Source organism: Bacillus sp. ISL-55 (assembly GCF_018613155.1).
Taxonomy (GTDB): domain Bacteria; phylum Bacillota; class Bacilli; order Bacillales; family Cytobacillaceae; genus Mesobacillus.
Map to the genome: position 1 here is coordinate 1 of NZ_JAGGQU010000025.1, position 21,867 is coordinate 21,867.

General features: G+C 43.0%; 16 protein-coding genes and 2 riboswitches. Of the genes, 2 read left to right on the top strand and 14 right to left on the bottom strand.

Annotation, left to right across the window (positions count from 1 at the left end; all coding sequences use genetic code 11):
- Positions 1-182 (top strand): hypothetical protein (locus J7E32_RS13495; protein WP_214908135.1); only part of this gene is annotated, 182 nt, incomplete at its 5' end.
- Positions 183-275: 93 nt separating this feature from the next.
- On the opposite strand, the gene ptsG is transcribed toward J7E32_RS13495, so the two are convergent.
- From ptsG to J7E32_RS13550, 11 genes are all read right to left on the bottom strand, one after another.
- Positions 276-2,345 (bottom strand): glucose-specific PTS transporter subunit IIBC, encoded by a 2,070-nt coding sequence (ptsG, locus tag J7E32_RS13500; protein ID WP_214908137.1) that lies wholly within the window; start codon positions 2,343-2,345, stop codon positions 276-278.
- 179 nt (positions 2,346-2,524) lie between these two features.
- The gene (glcT, locus tag J7E32_RS13505) at positions 2,525-3,367 is read right to left on the bottom strand and encodes a glucose PTS transporter transcription antiterminator GlcT (protein WP_286183225.1); all 843 of its coding nucleotides are present in this window, start codon (positions 3,365-3,367) and stop codon (positions 2,525-2,527) included.
- A gap of 135 nt (positions 3,368-3,502) precedes the next feature.
- A complete protein-coding gene (locus J7E32_RS13510) occupies positions 3,503-4,834 on the bottom strand; it encodes an NCS2 family permease (RefSeq protein WP_214908141.1) in 1,332 nt (443 codons plus the stop codon).
- A gap of 122 nt (positions 4,835-4,956) precedes the next feature.
- A riboswitch (purine riboswitch) is annotated at positions 4,957-5,058 on the bottom strand.
- 86 nt (positions 5,059-5,144) lie between these two features.
- The gene (guaA, locus tag J7E32_RS13515; protein WP_214908143.1) at positions 5,145-6,692 is read right to left on the bottom strand and encodes a glutamine-hydrolyzing GMP synthase; all 1,548 of its coding nucleotides are present in this window, start codon (positions 6,690-6,692) and stop codon (positions 5,145-5,147) included.
- Positions 6,693-6,833: 141 nt separating this feature from the next.
- Positions 6,834-6,935, bottom strand: a riboswitch (purine riboswitch).
- Positions 6,936-6,968: 33 nt separating this feature from the next.
- Positions 6,969-9,185 (bottom strand): transglutaminase TgpA family protein, encoded by a 2,217-nt coding sequence (locus J7E32_RS13520; protein WP_214908145.1) that lies wholly within the window; start codon positions 9,183-9,185, stop codon positions 6,969-6,971.
- A complete protein-coding gene (locus J7E32_RS13525; protein WP_214908147.1) occupies positions 9,182-10,399 on the bottom strand; it encodes a DUF58 domain-containing protein in 1,218 nt (405 codons plus the stop codon). The genes J7E32_RS13520 and J7E32_RS13525 overlap by 4 nt, the downstream gene beginning before the upstream one ends.
- A 1-nt stretch (position 10,400) precedes the next feature.
- Positions 10,401-11,342, bottom strand: coding sequence for an AAA family ATPase (locus tag J7E32_RS13530; RefSeq protein WP_483297609.1), 942 nt, complete (start codon positions 11,340-11,342; stop codon positions 10,401-10,403).
- A gap of 340 nt (positions 11,343-11,682) precedes the next feature.
- A complete protein-coding gene (locus tag J7E32_RS13535; RefSeq protein WP_214908151.1) occupies positions 11,683-12,057 on the bottom strand; it encodes a hypothetical protein in 375 nt (124 codons plus the stop codon).
- A gap of 317 nt (positions 12,058-12,374) precedes the next feature.
- Positions 12,375-13,814 carry an esterase/lipase family protein gene (locus tag J7E32_RS13540; protein ID WP_286183222.1) on the bottom strand — a complete coding sequence of 480 codons (1,440 nt, stop codon included), beginning with the start codon at positions 13,812-13,814 and terminating at the stop codon, positions 12,375-12,377.
- 176 nt (positions 13,815-13,990) lie between these two features.
- Positions 13,991-14,986 (bottom strand): ABC transporter substrate-binding protein, encoded by a 996-nt coding sequence (locus J7E32_RS13545; protein ID WP_214908155.1) that lies wholly within the window; start codon positions 14,984-14,986, stop codon positions 13,991-13,993.
- Between the two features lie 298 nt (positions 14,987-15,284).
- Entirely contained in the window at positions 15,285-16,826 is a 1,542-nt protein-coding gene (locus tag J7E32_RS13550; protein WP_214908209.1) for a glycine betaine uptake BCCT transporter, read from the bottom strand.
- Between the two features lie 230 nt (positions 16,827-17,056).
- Here J7E32_RS13550 and J7E32_RS13555 point away from each other — a divergent pair, with 230 nt between their 5' ends.
- Positions 17,057-17,581 carry an ECF transporter S component gene (locus tag J7E32_RS13555; RefSeq protein ID WP_214908157.1) on the top strand — a complete coding sequence of 175 codons (525 nt, stop codon included), beginning with the start codon at positions 17,057-17,059 and terminating at the stop codon, positions 17,579-17,581.
- Positions 17,582-17,898: 317 nt separating this feature from the next.
- Here J7E32_RS13555 and J7E32_RS13560 read toward each other — a convergent pair whose 3' ends face one another.
- The 3 genes from J7E32_RS13560 to J7E32_RS13570 form a co-directional block, all read right to left on the bottom strand.
- Positions 17,899-18,603: a hypothetical protein gene (locus J7E32_RS13560; RefSeq protein WP_214908160.1), complete on the bottom strand. Its 705-nt coding sequence runs from the start codon at positions 18,601-18,603 to the stop codon at positions 17,899-17,901.
- A 171-nt stretch (positions 18,604-18,774) separates the two neighbouring features.
- Positions 18,775-20,724, bottom strand: a complete 1,950-nt coding sequence (ltaS, locus tag J7E32_RS13565) for a lipoteichoic acid synthase (protein ID WP_214908162.1) — start codon at positions 20,722-20,724, stop codon at positions 18,775-18,777.
- 162 nt (positions 20,725-20,886) lie between these two features.
- Entirely contained in the window at positions 20,887-21,693 is an 807-nt protein-coding gene (locus J7E32_RS13570) for an SIR2 family protein (RefSeq protein ID WP_214908164.1), read from the bottom strand.
- Positions 21,694-21,867 lie beyond the last annotated feature (174 nt).

The window sequence follows — 21,867 nt, forward strand, 5'->3', positions numbered from 1 at the left end:
TGTTTAGTTTTCAAAGAGCAAATTGTGTGCGCCGCTCAGAAGCGACTTTAATAATTTATCACATCACAGCGTTGAATGTCAACAGCTTTTTTGATTTATTTTTTCATATCAAAATGTTGTTAACCTGTTCGCGACTGTTTCTATATACTATCACCGGAAATGCCCAGAGTCAACAAGTTTAAACCTAGAAAAAGTTGGAAAAAATCCCTCTGTTCTTTTTCTTCTATATATTAAAACAGCCAGCCTCCATACAGGAGACCGGCTGTAATAAGTTCTTATTTAGAAATAGTAATGATATTCTCGTCTTTCACATCTACATTGCCCTTTTTATTAATAACAATGCTTTCCCCTTCAGAAAGGTTAGTGAAAACGATCGGAGTGATGATTGATGTCGCATTCTTTTTGATGTAATCAAGGTCAACCTTCAACAGTGGCTGCCCTTTTGTCACTGTATCATTTTCAGAAACAAGTGTTTCGAATCCTTGTCCCTTCAAGTTCACTGTATCGATACCAACATGGATGAGGATTTCCCGTCCGGAATCTGACAGAATACCGATTGCGTGCTTTGTCGGGAACAGGTTAACGATCTTACCATCTACCGGTGATACAATTGTACCTTCAGAAGGTACGATAGCAAAACCGTCTCCCATCATCTTGCCTGAGAACACTTGGTCAGGGACTTCAGTGATTGGAAGAATTTCACCTTTAATAGGAGAAACGAATACATCTGCATTAGCATCATGGTGCGTCTGCAATGCTTCAGGATTTACTTCTTCTATTTGTTGTTCAACTTCTGTAGCCTGGTTCGTTTCCACTGGACGTGGCCTTTTACCGTTCATGATATCTCTCATCTGACCTTTAATTGTCTCTGAACGAGGTCCAAAAATCGCCTGGATGTTGTTGCCGACTTCGAGCACTCCGGCTGCACCCAGCTTTTTCAAACGATCTTTATCAACGTTATTAATATCATTTACAGATACACGAAGTCGAGTGATACATGCATCAAGGTGGGAGATGTTTTCTTTTCCGCCCATTGCCTCAAGAACTTCATATGGCAGGTCGCCAGCTTGGCCTTTTGCTCCGCCTTCTTCCTGATCGTCTTCCGCTTCTTCACGGCCAGGAGTCATCAGGTTAAACTTGCGGATTGCAAAACGGAAACCAAAGTAGTAAATTACTGCGAAAACTAAACCTACAGGAATGACAATCCATGCATTTGTCTGTGGGTTGATCAGACCGAACAGGATGTAGTCAATTAGACCACCTGAGAAAGTCATACCGATTTTTACATTTAAAAGGTGCATAGTCATGAAAGATAGACCTGCAAAGATTGCGTGTACTCCGAATAGAACTGGAGCTACGAACAAGAATGAGAACTCTAGCGGTTCTGTAATCCCTGTTAAGAATGAAGTCAGTGCAGCAGATACCATCAAACCGCCGACTACTACCTTTCTTTCTGGACGTGCTTCGTGATAAATTGCCAAAGCTGCTGCAGGGAGACCAAACATCATGAATGGGAATTTACCAGTCATGAACGTACCCGCAGTCAGGTCTTGCACGTTGTCACCAATCTGAGCCATGAAGATACGCTGGTCACCGCGGACAACATCGCCAGCCAATGTAGTGTACTGACCGAACTCATACCAGAATGGTGAATAGAAGATGTGATGCAAGCCGAATGGAATCAATGAACGTTCAACTACACCAAAGATAAATGCTGATAGTGTCAAGTTAGCGTGAACCATGTTTTGAGAGAATGCATTCAGGCCGTTTTGGATCGGCGGCCAGATGACAAGCATTGCCAGACCAAGCAGGATGGCTGTTCCCGCTGTAATGATCGGAACGAAACGCTTTCCTGCGAAGAAGCCAAGATAAGATGGCAACTCAATTTCAAAGAACTTGTTGTAAAGCGCAGCGGCAATAATACCTACGATAATACCGCCGAACACACCCGTTTGCAGGGTTGGAATACCAAGAATGTTTTGGTAGTTAAGACCGTTAACATCCTCTGGCGTGATTTGCAAAACTGTACCCATCGTTACATTCATGATTAGGTACCCGATAATTGCTGCTAGACCGGCAACACCTTCACCGCCAGCCAAACCAACAGCTACACCGACCGCGAACAAGAGCGGCAGGTTTCCGAAGACAACGTCACCGGCTTTCTGCATGACTGCAGCCACCATATCGACGCCGCTGTTATCTAAAAATGGAGCAAGCTCCAGCAAAGCAGGGTTTCTAAGTGCTGCACCTAGAGCAAGCAAGATACCTGCAGCTGGCAAAAGCGCAACTGGAAGCATAAGCGCTTTACCTACTTTTTGAAGAACACCAAAAGCTTTCTTAAACATAGGAATACCTCCTGAAATTTTTTCTCCTAAAGCGGTTACAAACATCAAAAAAACAAATAAAAAAGGCATGAGAAAGATGTAGTGAAAGAAGCATACGGATATATTACCCATAAAACTCCATTTCAATTACATTCTTTACTCATGCCTGATCGAATCAGTAACACGTAAAAAATAATAACTTATTTAACTTTTTTCTGAAGCCTTTGCAAATGCATTGTCAGATAGACGGCTTCAGCATCGCATACTTGTTTTTTCAAGGTCTGCTGCATCACTTTAATGAGTTTCCACGAAAGATTGTAGCACACTGGGTATTCTTCTTTCAAGAGGTTTGCAAATTTTTCTGGTTCCTCTACTGTTTCGCCATTATTGACCCTTTCAATCGTGAAACGTATATGGCGTACAAGCCGGGTGTAGTCAATCCCCTCTTTGTCGATTTCGACTTCCAGGTTTTCTTCAATCATTTGTACCAATTTTGTCACAAGCTGCGAGTGTTTGTTCACTTCAGAAAGGTTGCGATTCATTACCGCACTGTGAATATGAAGGGCGATGAAGCCTATTTCACCTTCCGGAAATTCAATTCCTGATTTATCCTTAAGAAGCTGAACAACCTCTTGAGCGATCTGAAACTCAGTCGGGTACAGTGTTTTCGTTTCGACTAAAAATGGGTTCTTGAAATCCAGCCCATTTGCAATTCGGTTCGCAGCGAACATCAAGTGATCCGTCAATGCCACATGGATGTGCTCATTCAATTGGCTAGCTGCTCTCTTTTTAATCAACTCGATAGAAGAAATGATGGCCTCGTGAAGTTCGTTCTCCACGAAAGGCAATAACTTAATGTAATTCGCCCGTTCTTTTTCATCCTTGAGGACAAACATTTTTTCGGCCTGCCCCTCTTCTATCAAATCTCCCTTTTTCCGGTTGAAGCCTATGCCCTTGCCGATCAGGATGACTTCCCCGAAAGCAGGGTGGTCAGCTATCATGACATTATTGTTCAACCCTTTTTTCACTGCAATTTGGTCCATCATGCATCCCCGTTTCAGCTTGATCTATAGAAATATCGTATATAAGGGAGATTTATAAGTCAAACCGAACTGCTTTCCATCCCTTTCTCAATTTTTTGAAAAAAAAGAGCCAGCCGGGAGGGCTGACTCCATTTACTATTCTGTTAAAAATACGAAGTAAAGCACGAATATCACAAAGAAGAGATACATGATTGGATGAACTTCTTTTGATTTTCCTTTTACGATCATCGTGATTGGGTAAAAGATGAATCCTGCTGCAATCCCAGTTGCGATGCTGGATGATAGCGGCATTGCGATCATTGTAAGGAAGGATGGAACGGCGATTTCAAATCGGCCCCATTCAATTTTACCAAGAGAAGAAACCATCAGGACTCCAACGATAATCAATGCTGGCGCTGTTACAGCAGAGGTAACGACCGATAACAGCGGGAAAAAGAACAGTGATAACAGGAAGAATCCTGCTGTAACAAGTGAAGCGAATCCACTTCGGGCTCCTGAAGCAACACCAGCTGATGATTCGATATAGGATGTAGTTGTTGACGTACCAAATATTGAACCAACTAGTGATGCAATCGAATCAGCAAACAATGCACGGCCGGCGCGCGGAAGCTTGTTTTCCTTCATAAGTCCTGCCTGGTTGGCAACTGCCACAAGGGTACCTGCATTATCAAAGAAATCAACGAACAGGAATGTCAGGATGATCCCGAGCATGGTTGATGTATAGAAAGATGGATCGCCGAATGCTGTAAAAACTGCTCCAAATGTTGGCGCTACGCTTGGTACTGCACCAACTACTTTTTCAGGTGTATCAATGAGATTGAAAATCATTCCGACAATGACGGTAACGATAATTCCGAAGAATACTGCACCATGAATGCCTCTTGTCAGCATGATGACTGTAATCAATAAGCCAAAAAGCGCAAGCAAGGTATTGCCATTAGTCAAATCCCCCAGTCCAACAAGCGTTGCTGGATTATCGACAATGATCCCTGCATTTTTCAAACCGATGAATGTAATGAACAAACCGATACCCGCTCCGACTGCGTGTTTGAGTTCTACCGGGATGGCATTGATCAATTTTTCACGCCAGCCTGAAATCGTCAGCAGAAGGAAGAACACACTTGAGATGAAGACTGCTGCAAGTGCATGCTGCCACGGCGCTCCATGGCTTAGAACAACTGTGTAAGCGAAGAATGCGTTCAAGCCCATTCCCGGCGCAAGAGCGATCGGGTACTTACCGATAAGGCCCATGATGATGGAACCAACTGCTGCGGCGAGCGCTGTCGCAACGAAGACAGCACCAGTATCCATCCTCAACGACGCCGGCAGGTCCTGCACGTCTGCCAATGTAAGGATATTGGGATTCACGATAAGGATGTACGCCATTGCTAGGAATGTGGTCATCCCGCCAATGAATTCGCGGCGATAGTTCGTGCCAAGCTTCTCAAACTCAAAATACTTCTTCATTTTCATTTCCCCCTGAATAGTATTCAGGAAATAAGGCCAAAAAGAAAACGCCTCGGGTTACCGGGCGTTGACTAAAAAGGTTATATAAGAAAGTCTGGTGGCAATAGATTAATAGATTGCCAGCCATGGATTCTTCACCTCGTAGTCAAGCCATTTACGGTAGCTCGGTAGAAACTTTTGGGCCATATCCCCAAGATTATACGACGAATTATGACAAATTATTAAGTTCAGTATCATTCTAACAGGACTTTTGCCCCTAGTCAATAAAAAAACGAACATTTTTCATGTTCGTTTTTAAATCGTTCGTATTTTACTCCCATTCAATTGTTGCAGGCGGCTTGCTTGTGATGTCATAGACAACTCGGTTTACATGGTCTACTTCATTGACAATCCTTGTTGAGATGACCTCAAGAACGTCCCACGGAATCCTGGCCCAATCGGATGTCATTCCATCAATTGACGTTACCGCACGGATTCCGATTGTGTAATCATAAGTCCTTGCATCACCCATGACACCGACGCTGCGGATATCAGGAAGGACGGTGAAGTACTGCCAGATTTCACGATCAAGACCGGCTTTCTTTATTTCATCACGAAGGATTGCATCTGATTCCCGAACAATCTCTAGTTTCTCTTCCGATATCGCACCCAGGACACGGATGCCAAGTCCTGGGCCCGGGAATGGCTGGCGCCAGACGACTTCATCAGGCATGCCAAGCTCAGTGCCAAGTGCCCGGACTTCATCCTTGAATAATGTATTCAATGGCTCGATCAACTTAAACTGCATATCCTCAGGCAGCCCGCCGACATTATGGTGGGACTTGATTGTCTGTGCTGTTGCCGTGCCGCTTTCGATAATATCAGTATACAATGTTCCCTGTGCCAGGAACTCAATGCCCTCAAGCTTTTCCGCTTCATCATCAAAAACATAAATGAATTCATTTCCGATGATTTTCCGCTTCTGTTCAGGATCGGATACTCCCTCAAGTTTGCTGAGGAAACGATCCTTCGCGTCAACTTTAATCACATTCATATTGAAACCATCAGCTAGAGTTTTCATGACACCTTCCGCTTCATCTTTACGTAATAAACCATGATCAACGAAGATGCAAGTCAACTGGTCGCCAATCGCCTTGTGGATTAGCACTGCGACCACCGAGGAGTCTACTCCCCCGCTAAGCGCACAAAGGACTTTTTTGTCACCGACTTGCTGACGGATTTTCTCGATTTCGATTTCAATAAAGTTTTCCATCGACCAGTTGCCTTCGCATTCGCAAACTTTGAAGACGAAGTTTTTCAAAAGGTCATTTCCGTAAATAGAATGGCGTACTTCCGGATGGAATTGAACAGCATATAGTTTGCGGCTTTCATCACTCATTGCAGCGATTGGACAGGAAGGGTTGATGCCGTCCACGGTGAATCCCGGAGGTGACATCGTTACAAGGTCTCCATGGCTCATCCAGACAACCTGCTCACCCGGTGTTCCTTCAAATAAACTGTTCTGGTTATGCAGGGTCAGCAAAGCTTTTCCATATTCACGGTTCTTCGCCTTCTCGACCTTGCCGCCGAAATGCATTGTCATTAGCTGCATCCCGTAGCAAATCCCTAAAATCGGCAGTCCCAGCTCAAAAATCTCTTCATCGCAGTGGAAGGCTCCCTCATCATAGACAGAATTCGGGCCGCCAGAAAAGATGATGCCCTTTGGATTCATTTCCTTGATTTCAGCTGCTGTAATCGTGTGTGGATGTAATTCGCTGTACACGCCAAACTCCCTGATCCGTCTTGTAATCAGCTGGTTATACTGGCTGCCAAAGTCTAATACAATAATCTTTTCCTGGTCTTGCAGCTCGGTTTTCATAAATTCACCTCATTTTAAAATAGAACGCGGAACTGGAATCGTATGTATTTAATATGCCCATATCTGCGTTTTTGCCCATTAAAAAAGCCGGAATTCTGCCCCTCAAATAAAAGGAAAGCAGGATCCCGGCACGTTACGAACAAAAAAGAAGCCTGCCTTCATAGTCAAATCATTTCCGGTGATTTGGTAGATACTTTCGAACCATATTATCGAGGATATATGAAGGTTGATTCTATATATAGTTGCAAACATTGTATCAGTATAATATTTTAGCGGTCAAGCACTAACTTTCCGAATCATGAATTCCCAATACTTTTTCGCATTCTGCCACATTTCTTCATCCATATCGCCGCGGTATAAATACTCTTCATATTTTTCTGTGAGCCAGCGCATCTCGTTTGTCGAGAAGAATGAGTCCACATAATTGGCATAGTCGCGCAGGGTTTGGCCTTTTTCTCTTTTCAGCCCGTATCTTTCCAGCTGCATCAACAGGGCAAGATAGGCTTTCTCCATGTACTTATTTTGCTTTTTATACTTATAGAGAAGGATATACAGGACAGGAAGCCACCTTCCTCTCAATCTATACAAGATCGCGCCGAACACAGTCAATACGAGTAATGTCAGGAAAATCTTCTGCAGATTATCCTTCAGGAATGCTCCTGTGTTTTTCAGACCTTCAGAAAAAGAAACCTTTGGCTTGTCAACCTGTGCCTGCTCTTCTGGCAGTTCCGGCTTTTTAGGAGCAGCAGGTGTTGTATCTTCCTCTTCTTCCTGCCCCGTCTGGGTTTGTGAATCGTCTTTATTGTCATACTCAAATTGAACGTTGTTTGAAAAACCTTGCGTAGGTTCAAATGGAACCCAGCCGACTCCAGGGAAATATCCCTCTACCCAGGAGTGGGCATTGTTGTTTGTGACCTCATAAAGACGGCGTCCATTCCCAAGGGTATCGATATATTCACCTTCAGTGTAGCCCTTTACCCAGCGCGCCGGAATCCCAACCGAACGCATCATGACAACCATCGAAGTCGAGAAGTTATCACAATAGCCACGCTGAGTTTCGAACAGGAACTGGTCGACATAATCCTGGCCCTCTTCCGGGACAGCAACAAGTGTTTGATCATATACAAATTCATTTGAGCGGAAGTACTTCTCAATCGCCTGCGCTTTTTCAAGCCAGGTCACTTTGTCTTTCGTTATTTCCTCAGCAAGCTCTACTACCCGCTCCGGAAGCTCTTCTGGTACCTGTGTATATTTCGAGAGAAAGGAAGACTCTGCTTCCAGCTCGTCAGGTCCGGCCGCCTTAAGTTTTTCTACACTGTACACCGGGTGGGCAAAGGTAAGCGAGTATGGTCCAATTGAACCCTCTTGTCCATCAGCCATTGATGTGATTTTCTCTGTTGTTGGATCAAGACTGAATTGGAACGTGGAGTTCCCTGAAGATGCCTCCACTTGTGTCACCCCCAGCGGATAAACAAGGTGCGGATATCCGATCTTCGGAATGACCCTGCTCGAACGCTGTTCCGTTTTAACTTCCTCTTCAAAAGGCTGCATCGGAATGTTTTGCTCAGGTAAAAATTCTACCGGCATGGCTGTTCCTTTGTCTGCAATCCATCCTTTCCCCGTATAAACATCCTTCGTCTCAATCCGCCAATAATGACGGCCATCGGCTTCAGCGGTAAAAACGACCCTGTCGTCTCCGATGAACGGTCCTCCCAGAGCAGTATCATCCGTTCCGTAGCCGACTTTTTTTACGCCGCCTTTGCCCTCTCCGGAATCCGAATTGTACGAGGTAATGAACGGGACAGGATCCGGCCAGATCGGATCAGCCTTTGGAGCTGCATAGCCAATCCCCACACTCAAGATAATCATGGCGACAAGAGGTATCATCCATTTTTTCGCACTTTCGAGGCTCTTCTTCACTACTTCCTTATCGGCAATCCGGTAATAGGCCAGTATCCCCATCACAGCAAAACCAGCAATGACTGTCCTGACAATCGCCGCGTCCGCTTCATAAGGACTGAATGTATCGAGCACCGTTATATAAACCAGCGTCATGAAGAAAAACACGAAAATTTGTTTCCTGTTGATCAGCCAATATTGTATCAAGTATGCCATCAGCCAAAGCAGGGTAAAGAACAACAATGTCCGAAACACATTCGAAATTTCAGTCCATTCGGCATTTATGACAACCACTGAATTCACAATGATTTCATTGATGAGCTGTCCAAACCATTCCAGGCTGAAGAATGTTCCTTCATAATACATAAAGTGAATGGAATAAAGGATGATGATGACTTTTATAAGAGCAGACGGCAAAATTGGCATATTGAAGTAAGACATCATCAGTGAGACAAACACAAAACCAAGAAAAACACCTAAGTGGCCAGTATCTGTCAACTCTTCCAATGGCCGCAGCCACTCCCAAAGCAGTAAAAAGCTGAAAATATAAAGTAAAAAGAAAGTGAAGTCTTTTTTGGATTTATCGATCCTCAACCTCTATTCACCTCCGAGAAGGCTTCCGCGAACTGGCCGTCATGTACCATGACAAGCCGGATTCCCCTGGCATTTGCCGAGGCTCTTAAATTTTTCTCCGTTTTTGTCGGGGATTCCTGGCCATTTTTAATCAGGAAAATGCTCACCGATGCGTTTCTTTGATTATAGAAGGCAGCTTTTTCAATCAACTCTTTCGTCAATTGGGCGGTTATCAGCATAATTGAATTGTTCTGCTGCGCTAAAAAGCTCTCTGCCTCAAGAACCCGATCAAACGATACGGGGCTCCCATCCTGAATTTTAGCAAGGTGATGGAGAAGCTGTTGCTGGTGGGCTTCCCCGCCGCGTGCCGGAAACGCCTTGCGCTCAGCGCTTAATGTCAATAAGCCCACCTGTGCGCCTTTTCGTAAAATTGCCCTGATCACCGAAGCTGTGAAAGAAACGACGACTTCAAAACGAGATTCAGGGGCACAATCCATTAAAATGACCACATCATGTGACTGCCTTTGTTCGAATTCCTTCGTCATAATGTCATTCCGCCTTGCAGTCGCCTTCCAGTTGATCCACGAAAAGCGGTCTCCCGGCTGGTACTCCCTAACCCCAATCGCCATTGAGGTATCACGCTGGACACGCTCCTTCGAGGCGGTCATCCCCTGGTCAAAATGATGGGCAACCGGCCTATATACCATATCCTGATAAGCAGGATAAACCAGGATCTTATTTTCAACGGGCAATACCTTTTCTTTTTCAATTAATCCAAGCGGGTCTCCTGTTTTCAACTTGATGCCCATTAAGGTATGCTCACCTCGAGGAAGGTTTTCAATGGAATAGTCAAAACCGAATACCCTGTTGAATCCAGGAAACATCATCGTTTTCGCCTGTTGCAAATCCCTGTTTCCTGAAAGTGTATCACCGGCCTCTTCTTCCCCGATCGCATAAAACAGCGGGAATGCCACCTTCCTTTCAAGCACAATGCTAGCCTTGAACTTCTCGCCAGCGTTATATTCCTGTTTCGTAAACACCCTTTCCACCTTGATATCCTTGATGGAATAAAGAGCGAGACCTAGGGCGTAGAGAGCAAATGGCAAGAAGCTGTAAAACAGGAACCAGCTGACAAAACCTCCCTGGAACATCGCATAGGAAAAGGTGATCAAGATCAATAACAGTAAAACGATGAGCTTCCAAATTTCTTTGAACTTTTGGAAATATTTTTTCATATTACTTCACGAGCCTCTGGACCGGGACAGGCACTCTCGCCAACACTCTGTTGACGACATCCTCGGTTGTAATCCCCTCGAACCTGGCCTCTGATTTTAAAATGATCCTGTGGGCGAAAACAAATGGAGCAAGGTACTGAATATCATCCGGAATGACATAATCCCTTCCATAAATGAACGCATAAGCCTGGGCAGCCTTCATCAAAGCGATCGATCCACGAGGGCTGACACCGAGATATACACTCGAATGTCCGCGGGTCCGGTTAGCCAATTCCACAATATATCGCTTCAGTGTATCGTCTACTACCACTTCTTTGATACTCTGCTGCAGTTCGCGCAGATCTTCAAGTGATACAACAGGCTGTAAGTCTTCTATCGGAAGATTCCGCTGCGCACGGTTCAAAACTTCCATTTCTTCTTCCGGTGCAGGATATCCCATTTTCATTTTTAACAGGAAACGGTCTAGCTGTGCTTCCGGCAATGGATACGTACCTTCATAATCAATCGGATTCTGTGTCGCCATAACGAAAAACGGCTTACCGAGCAAGTGTGTCACACCATCTACCGTCACACTATGCTCTTCCATTCCTTCGAGCAGCGCAGACTGGGTCTTCGGAGAGGTTCTGTTGATTTCATCTGCAAGAATGATATTGCCCATGATGGGACCCGGCCTGAATTCAAACTCCATTTCCTTTGGATTGTAGATCGAAACCCCAGTCACATCAGATGGCAACAGATCTGGTGTAAACTGAATCCTCCTGAACTTGGCGCTTACAGACTTCGCCAGTGCCCGAACCATCATCGTCTTACCGACTCCTGGCACGTCCTCAAGCAGCACATGGCCGCCGGCAAGCAATGCAATCAAGCTTAGCTCCGCCACATTACGCTTACCCGTCATAACCTTATCAATATTTTCCAGAATTCTTTCAACTGTTGGATTCATCTGATTCCGCACCAAAATTTCCCCCTTAAAATCTATTTATCTACGTTAACCATTACTTTTTTTATTCCAATATGTCTATATTCGCTATTTTCTGTAAAAATCCTGTAATACTCAGCATGAAATATCACCACTTAGTGGTAGACGAAAGATTGCGGGGGAATGTTTCATGATAAGAATAAAAAACACAATCAACTCGAGCTGCTCAAAGCTAACGCTCCTCACAAGTATCAAGGAAGCAAACTCGAATATGAAAACCGGCTAGGCTCTGGAGCTGGAAATCATGAAATAAAAAAACGGCCTCATCCCAAGAAGCCACCATCAACTATTATATTAATTCTATTTAACTTGCAGCCTTCGGAATCGCACCCATGCCCTCAAGGATGATTTTCGCATCATTATTCAAATATGCTTCGATATCATTCCGTAAAAACAGCAGTGAGTGATCCCTGACGATAACCTTCAAGCCTCTCAAGTCAAATTTTGAGGCATAGCTATTGACTGTATTGATGACCGCCATATCTTTCCTTGTAAGCGGCAGATGCCCAGCTTCCATCCGTTTCGTCAAAAACTCAAGCAATTCCCTCGCATTTGATACTAAACGGCTGCGATTCTCGTTGATGACTTCGATGTTCTCTTCCATATACATTCTTGCGGCAGCAAAATCGAGCTCCTCGACACAATTGTTGATCCTGGCAATCAAGTCCAATACATGCATTACCTTCTCCTCCTGGTGTACAAACTCTGCTTATCTTCTATATCGGCTTGTAATCCTGCCACTCCATCATTTATGTATAAATTAGGGAATAAGGCATAGGGTTATAGATTGATTGTAGGTAGAACAGGCTATATTAGCAGTTGGCTGCATAAGGGCACATTCCATGGAGTAATGTACCCTCATACACCATATTCCAGTTACATAAGGGCTCATTTCTTGGTTAATTGAACCCTTATGCATGTTGTTCGGTACGGGTAGTTCCGTCAATCTTCCATTCATGAGCAGGAGCTGGTTTTCACCAGCTGCCGACTCCTTCTTTATCTATGAGTCTTACCATTCTCATCAACATAGACTGATTCAATGACGGTCCTTTCGAAAGGCTTACCTTTTGCGTCAACTCGAGTTATTTCTGTTGTTAGGTTGTATACACCTGGCTCGGTGAGGTCACCATCAAGCACCTTGCCTGTTTTCGAGCCTTTCCCTGCTTCTTTTAGCTTCTTTTGGCTATCTCGGTCATATTTAATCCACTTTGTTTTATAGGAAGCTTTCACATTTTGATTCTTATCCTTTTTCAGTTCAACATCAAGAGGACTGTCGATGCCGACCACTAGCAGGTAAGCCGCCGCTGGTCCTGTTACGTTCCACCTTCCAGCTGCTGGTTTTGCGATCTCAAACATATGGACCCAGGCTCCTTTAAAGAAGTCACCCTTATCCTGTTCGATTTTTGCCGCCTTATATTCCTGTCCATCTGGCCCCTTTAATTTTAGCGACGCCATTTTCTTTTCACTGAGGAATGCCATTTGGAAGCCTTCTGCTCCATCTTCAATCACGAAGCTTTCCTGGATTGCTTTTTTAGCTTTACCGCCTTTGACAATCTGATTTGTATCGGGTTCTGCCACGATGCTCTCCGCTGCTGAAAATGAACTTGCAGCTGCTGGCTGTTCTGACATTGTATATGGCTTGAATACTGAGAAAGTATGCGAGCCCTCGCGAATGGTCGTATGGTTCCAGGCACCTTCCCGGACGATTGTTCCGCCCGGCAAACGGGAGCTGTTGACTGTGACAACACCGTCATTGGAGCCATAGCTTCTTAGATACAGTCCGCCCCAATACAATGCACTGCCGAATGAGCCCCATTTATATCCGCCAAGTGTATAGTAGCGGTTCTTGGAAGAGTTCGAATGGCTATCTGTCATGCTGCGGAAATACCTCATATTTCCTGTTTGAAGCGAGCGTGTTGCATCATTATTGTTTCCAAGCAATGCTGCCAGCCACCAGGCTGAGCTGCTGTGCGCAAGATCCGAAAGTTGTGTGCCATGATGTGGCGATGAAAGAGTAATGACATTTGATACATACTGATGAGCGCCGTAATGGACAAGCGCTGTCTGGGTATCGACTCCGCCTTTGCTGTGCCCGACCACTACCAGTTTCTTGTTACCGAAATACTCATAAATTTGTTTTAGTTTTCCAGCCAGCATCGCACCGTTATCCCACATGTCCCTTTCTGGATACAGATCAATGAATGCTGTTTGATAACCATTAGCCAGCGCGGTTTGATACATATCATTGCCGTCCCACCAAACAGAAGCTGAACTGTTATACCCATGAATGAACACAATCGGTGCTTTGGCCGGATCAATTGTTGAAGGGTCAGTACCCAGGTACCATGTTCCCGGGACACCCGAAGTACCTCCACCCAAGTCGCCCGCTCTTACTCCAACAGGTACCATCAGCAATAAAACCATCAATAATGACATTATTCTCTTACTCCTTCTCAAACCCATACCCCTCCCTTTTTTTCGCACATCGTTAAAAAGTATTATGTTATTGTCCTAATTAGAAGGGTATTTCGGTTTATTTAGATTGGGAAAATAGTATTATCTGTTTTTCTGCATAAGAAGAGCCTGCCAAAAATCTGACAGGCCTCTCCCTATTACTCTCCTACAATCTTGGCGTCCTTGAGCAAGTCCTCAGTCAGCGTGATGCCTTCCTCTTTAGCTGCATTCTTATTAACGATTAGTTCCAGGTTTTCAGGAAATCCGACAGGTAATTCGCTCGGCTTTTTACCCTTAAGGATCTCTACCGCCATCTTACCAGTCGTGTAGCCCAAGTCGTGATAATCAAATCCATAGGAAGCAAACGTTCCGCGTTTTACCGAATCCCCATCACCGGAAAAGATTGGGATGTCGTTGTCATTTGCTACCGCGATGACAGATTCAAGAGCAGCGACAACAGTGTTATCCTTTGGTATATACAGTACGTCAACACGGCCAACCATCGATTCAGCCGCCTGCTTAACTTCTGAGCTTGTTGATATGGTTGTTTCCACCGCTTCTAGCCCTGCTTCCTTTATCGCTTCCTTTGCATTTTTAACATTTATGACAGAGTTTGGCTCACCATTGTTAAAAATGATTCCGACCTTTTTCGCATCAGGGACGAATTTTTTGATTGAAGCGATTGTATTCTTGATGGCATCTGGATGAGTATCAGATGTTCCAGTCGCATTTCCGCCGGGCTTTTCAAAACTTTGTACAAGTTCCGCAGAGACTGGATCGGTAATGGCAGAGAACAGAATTGGTATATCCTTCGTCGCCTGGACTGCCGCCTGCGCACTAGGTGTCGCAATCGCTAAAATAAGGTCATTCTTATCCGAAACCAGCTTTTGGGCAATCGAAGCATTGTTATTCATGTCCCCCTGGGCATTCTGGTAATCCAGCTTGAGATTCTTGCCTTCTTCATAGCCTGCATCCTTAAGGGCAGCAATAAAGCCCTCTCTTGTCGCATCCAGAGATGGGTGCTCAACAATCTGGGTGATTCCGATTTTAACCATCTTTTCTTTCTTGTCTCCGCTCGCCTGATTACTGCCGCCGCCGCACGCTGCAAGCATGAGCATCGCACCGCTTAATATAACTGCCAGACTCTTCTTCATCCTTTGACCTCCCAAAATTCACGAAAATTTCTATGCATCGTCTTGGTGAATGAAATAGTCGACTGTCTGTCCTCCTTATGTAATCGTTTTTATATTATTTTTAATATTCTGATATTAACACGTACTATTGTTTAGGACAATAGAAAATTTTTAATTTAAATATTATATATACAATAGTTTTATGTACCTTTGAAAAACTGAAAGGACCCTCATCAGTGAGAGTCCTTCCTATGCCAATTAATATGAAAGTTGCTTAAAATATAATTAAACTTTATACATATACAACGCGCCACTGTTTTTAAATAGGATTAGGATCTGGCTTATCCTCTTTTTTAAGGGTTTTCCCTTTTTCCTTTTTCGGCTTTTTTTCAAGAGCCTCTGTCCTAAAGTCTTTCAATATTGAGAAGGACATAGCAATCAATACAAAGGTCAATGGAAAGGCACTGACAATGATGGCTGTTTGCAAAGCACTAAGTCCACCAGAGAGCATAAGTACGACAGCAGAGGCTGATAGAAAAAGCCCCCAGATAATTTTCACGATATTTGGAGGATTCAAGTCTCCTTTCGCTGTTTGCATCCCTAAGACGAATGTAGCTGAGTCAGCCGAAGTAACAAAGAATGTTGTAATAAGAATTAATGTAATAATGACCAATGCACCGGAGAATGGTAAAAGGTCATATACGTAAAACAGGGCTGTTTCTAAGCTTTGACCGGATATGTTGGCACCTTCAAAGTATTCGAAGTAAATAGCCGTTCCTCCAAATACCGCAAACCAGAAGGCACAAACAAGTGTGGGAATGATGAGTACGGCAATCATGAACTCCCTCACCGTCCTTCCTTTGGAAACACGGGCAATGAATGTCCCTACAAAGGGTGCCCAGGCAATCCACCATGCCCAGTAAAAGATCGTCCAGTCTTTTATCCAGCCAGCTTGCTCTTCGTTAAATGGAGTCAATCTTAAACCCATGCTCGGAAGGTTTTGCACATAGCTCCCAAGCGTTGTCGTGAACAGGTCAAGGACAAAGCCTGTTGGACCTAAGATCAATAACCCAAAAAGCAAAAGGACAGCTAGAATCAAGTTCGCATTGCTTAAATACTTAATTCCCTTTTGCAGACCAGTGCTGGCAGATAGGAGAAAGAGAACAGTAACAATAGCTATGATAATAAGCTGAATCGTGAAGTTATTTGGTATTCCCGCAACATAGTTTAGACCTCCATTTATCTGTGCCGCTCCCAATCCTACAGATGCTGCTACACCAAAAATCGTTGCAAATACAGCGACTACATCTACGGTGGTTCCGATTATTCCTTTTGAGCGCTCCCCTATCAATGGCATGAGGGTAATACTCATCAGACCAGGTTTCTTTTTCCTGAATTTATAGTATGCCAGGACAAGTGCGATAACAGCGTAAATAGCCCAGGCATGAAAACCCCAATGCATGTAAGTGTATCTTAAAGCAATTTTCGCTGCCTCAGGTGTGCCCCCTTCACCAATCGGCGGATTTACAAAATGTGAAATAGGCTCCGAGACCCCAAAGAAAAGCAACCCGATACCCATGCCAGCACTGAACAACATTGCAAACCATGTTGCACGGCTGAAGTCAGGCTTGTCCTCATCTGCTCCTAACTTGATTTTTCCATACTTGCTAAAAATCAAAAATAACGCAAACAGGAGGAAGAAAGAAGCTGCTAGTTGATAAAACCATCCAAAAGTGTCTAAAAAGAATCCCTTGGCCTCATCCATTACTTCACCTAATTGAATTGGAGCTACCACACCCCAAATCACAAATCCACTCGCAATGACGAGAGAAATCCAGAATACCTTTGATACCTTGTTCACTTCAGCCACTCCCCATGATGAATTTCCATACAAGATACGGTTATCTTGCCCGAAATCAAGGCTTGCATTCGCGAATATCCCCATATCGGAGGGGCATTATTTTCCCAAAATTCTGTACAAGTGCCTATTATTATGTATTTATTAAGTTACCAATAAAGAGTATGATAGAAAGTAAAAAGGCTGTTTCGAAGTATACGAAAAGAGTCCTGAACAAAGAAAGAGGTAAGCAAATGAATGCAGCATACTCAACAACCAAAGAAACAACTAAAACAAAAGTTTTAGTCATCAATGCTCTTTTTATTGCATTGACCGTTGTAGCAACCATGTTCATCAATATCAGGCTCCCGATCATGGGGAATGGAGGCCTGATCCATATGGGCAATATCCCTTTATTTATTGCCGCTTTCGTCTACGGCAGGAAAACAGGTGCAATAGCAGGAGCGTTCGGAATGGGCTTGTTCGACATCATCTCTGGATGGGCATTGTGGGCGCCTTTCACTTTCGTGATCGTAGGCGCAATGGGCTATGTAGCTGGATTGATGGCTGAAAAAATGCCTGGCAAGAAAGTGTATGTGTACTCTCTTGCAGTGATCGTTGCCCTTGTCATTAAAATCGTAGGCTACTATTTTACCGAAGTGGTCCTATACGGAAACTGGATTCAGCCATTCGGTTCAATTCCAGGAAACGTCATGCAGGTCGTCATTGCCGGTCTGATTGTTATTCCACTTGTGGGACGAATCAAGAAGCTATTATAAATACACAACAAAAACCCCCTATGGAGTTTTACTTCAAAGGGGGTTTTATTATATCCATTGATACAGGCCTTTTCTTATTGATATTTTGTCGAACGCGTAATCATAAATTGTAGATATTTCTCGGGAAATTGTTGAATTTTGAAGGTGGGGTTCTATTTGAATTTTTTCTCCGGAGGCTATTTGAAAGGATTCTCGATTGCGTATCGTCAGGCGATATACAATTAATCCGCCTAAAACACGGCACATACACCCTTAGCAGTGCTCATATTCATATCGGCCAGCAAGGGTATATAAGCATACAAGATTTTGCATATACCTTATTTCCGGAATATCGCTGTTAGCCATCCCCATTTTCTATTCTTTATTTCCTCTTCAAGACGTTTGTTGAAATCACTCTGGGAGTTCCACTCATTCTTTTGCTCTTCCCGCATTTTCTGAATCTCTTTTTGCAGGAGCTCGCTTCTCTCTCTTTCCTGCTGCAGCAAGTCTTCGTAATGCTCATTTTGCTGTTCAAGCAATCTTTCAATTTTCGCATTGGTTCTTTGTGCTGAATTTCCGATACTGGAACTAATCACATGATGATCCTGCTGAAGCTGGGAAACACTTGTTTTCATATGGGCCATATCGTTTTTCAGCTGAATATTCATTTCACGCGCAGCTGCCAGTTCATTGACCACAAAAAGCAATACCTCTTTTAATTGGTCTGGGTCCTGCGGTAAATTGTTACCATATGTATCGTTGATTGCAATCTCTGTCCTGCCCGATTCATCCAGCCTCTCCTTTTGCTCAGCCACAAGATCTTTAGCTGTATCGTCCAATGGCTTGTCCGTATCGCGCAGCGCTATAAGCGCATTAATATCAGATTGGACAAAAATCCTCCGGTCTCCATCCTTCAAAAACTCATAGCCATTACGCTCCAGTATTTGGCCGTATTTTCGAACTGTAGGGGTTGCAATCCCAACAGCTTCCGCCACTTCTTTTGTTGAGAATGCCTGCTCGTTCGGTTGTATATCGTGTCGCATATCGCACCTCCAATAATTCAAATATGACGAATTTTATCTAAATTTGCAAGAGTCATACCGCCCAGATTAACATTCAGCCAGAAAAGTAAAACCATTCGTGACGTCTCACGAATGGTTTTAGCTTTTAAGGAGGGTCCATTCCAATTTCCGAATTCCCAAAAAACCCTTGCCCTATTCTTCGTTATCTTTATCCTTAACTCTTTTATAGTTGTATTTAGAACGATCAACCTCTTTAAAGTCTTTCGGTGCATAAAAGCGCAGCAAATCCCCGTTAACGACTTTATCTGAGTATGCCAGTTTTTGTTCCGCTGCTTCGTGTAATCTTTTTGCTTCTTCTAACTTGTCTTCTGCCAGTATCTCACCCGTATTTGAATCGTAATATTTGCCATCCGCAGAGGTGATGGTCGGACTGACAAAATCTCCGTTCCTAAATGGAACTAATTCATCATGCTTTTCGGACAAAATATCGGTACCAAAATGCACATATTCTTTCGTATTGATCCCCACTAAATGGAGAAGAGTCGGGAGAAGATCAATTTGACTGGCATATTCATGGTTCTCTCCGCCTTCCATTCCAGGCACACGAATGAATAATGGAGTGCGCTGCAATCCCGCACTTTCAAACGGTGTGATTTCTTTTCCAATTACATCCTTCATTGCCTCATTGTGATTATTGGAAATACCATAGTGGTCCCCATACATTATGATTATGGAATTATCGTATAACCCGGATTCCTTTAAATAGCCAAAGAATTGTTCAAGAGCTTCATCCGCATATCTCGCTGTCTGGAAGTAATTATCCACAATTTTGTTTCCAGTCGTGTGCTTTTCAAGGGTTGCTTCTTCTTCCTTTATATTAAACGGAAAATGGTGAGTAACCGTAATGAAATTTGCATAAAACGGCTGCGGCAATGACTCTAAATAAGGTTTGGATTGTTCAAAGAACGGTTTATCCATCAATCCATAATCCGCTAGATCGTCTGATTTCATATCATAATAACTGGAATCATAAAACCTATCATATCCCAGTGATTTATAGATTTCATCCCTGTTCCAAAAGCTGCCCGTATTCCCATGGAACACAGCAGATGTGTATCCCTGCTTCTGGCTTAGAATTGCAGGAGCAGCCTGATAGGTATTTAAACCTTTCGTTGTAAAAGCTGAACCTTGAGGCAATCCATACAGCGAATTCGCTACGAGGAATTCTGCATCAGCCGTTTTGCCTTGAGCGGTTTGATGAAAGAAATTATCAAAGTATAGTGTGTTTTTTTCATTCGTTAAGGAATTCAAGAACGGCGTGACTTCTTCACCGTGTAATTTATAATCAATCAGGAAATTTTGAATGGATTCCATGTGTACATAGATTATATTCTTCCCTTTACCGGCACCAAAGTATTTCGGGTTTGGCTCAGCATGATTGGACTTGGTGAAGTTGATGATCTCCGTGGAATCATTACTGTCTGCCAAAGCCCTTTGCGCATGGGCTTTAGTGCTTTGAACAGCATCATAAATCGTATAGTTATACATTCCTAAATATTTTACAATGTAATTGCGGTCAAATCCTCTTGTCAACAATTGAGGACGATCCATTTCTGCAATTGCCAGATTTATACCTGAAATGCTTAAAGCGGCCAGGAGCAGGACAGCTACTTTTCGTGGAGCGATCTTCTTAACTTCTACTCTCTTAATTTTGAATGTAAGCAATACCAGAATGACAATTACATCTGCAAAGAATAACACATCAGATGGTCTTAAAAGAGTTCCAACACTGCCGCTGACATCCCCAAAGTTTTGGGTCTGGGTTAAGGTGGGCAAAGTAATGAAATCATTGAAAAAGCGATAATATAAAGCATTCGCAAATAATAGAACTGACATGAATAAATCAATCACAATTAATGAGATATACTTTTTGCGCCCCTTGAATAAAAAAGCCAATCCTAAAAATAACAGCGATGAACCAAGTGGATTTAAGAAAAGCAAAATTTGCTGAATGTTACTTTCCACTCCCAAATTAAATTGAGTTAATTGAACAAAGTATGTTTTTAGCCAGAGGAAGACGACTGAAATTATGAAAAAGAAAACAAATTTATTAGTTATCTTATTATTTATTAGCCTATTCATTTCTACCCTTCTTTCTTCTTTAATGACAGCCACGTCATAAATTCAAGGTCTTATTAAAAGTGTAACTGATGGTCAATTAAAGATAAAAAGAGTGTAACACGGATTCAGCCAAAAAAGAACTGATTTGGTAACGGTGCTTGCCCACAAGATAAAACCGAAAAATTATAGAATTCCCTGTAAATCCTTTAAAAATTGAACTAATGCTTCTCCTGGTTCCTCATTTTGATAAACAATGGGGATGATTCCCCGCTCTTTCAACAGTCTTTCTTTTACAGGATTAGGATCAGCTAAAAAAATATATGAGTTGGGGCGCAGAGATTCATATCTCGATTTCTCCCATTGTTTTTGAAGTTTATATAGCATATACCTTATGTTAATATCCGACAAACTATATCCAATAAACAAAATGGATTTTCCTAATGAATCTGATCGAAGTTTGATATCTAAAGGTGATTCAAAATCCAGTCTATTAAAAAAGCTGGATTCGGTTAACACAATCGATGAATCGTGATCAAAATCCCCATGAAACTTGATGATTTGCGGTATATTTTCCTTAATCCTTGCAATGTCCACCATGTTGGTAATCTTTATATAATCCTTTTTATAATAATCGTATGCATATTCCAGCCATCTATCAAAGTTGGTCGTGTAGATAATAGGAAAGCCAATTTCTACAATGAGTTTATGAATTTCCGATTGCCCAATATCTATATTAGGATTATGCCACTTGCGATCCATCCAACTCCTAAGTTCACCTAAAGATCCCTTTTGATGAAAGTAATATTCAGCTAAGATCAAAAAATCATTATTTCCCCAGGCGTTAAGAACTTCAGGATCAAATCCGAGCTGGCTGGCCATTTCATCAATCAATTCTCCATATGTAGGCAACCCCAAGTTTTTAGAGATTCCGGAACCCACAAAGAGAATGACATTATTTTCTTTTAATAACTGACCTAATTCATTCAGCATCAACGCACCCCTTCATCAAACGCTGTTTTCGTAACGCTGTTTTCGTAAAGATTGTTGTTAAAATCCTAAAGCCGATTTTAACGTAATAAAAAGCCATTTTGCATGTCGGTACTAAGTTTGCATGCTCTTTTCTCATAAAAAGAGTCAACTTTACGAAAAAAATAGGTCTTGGAA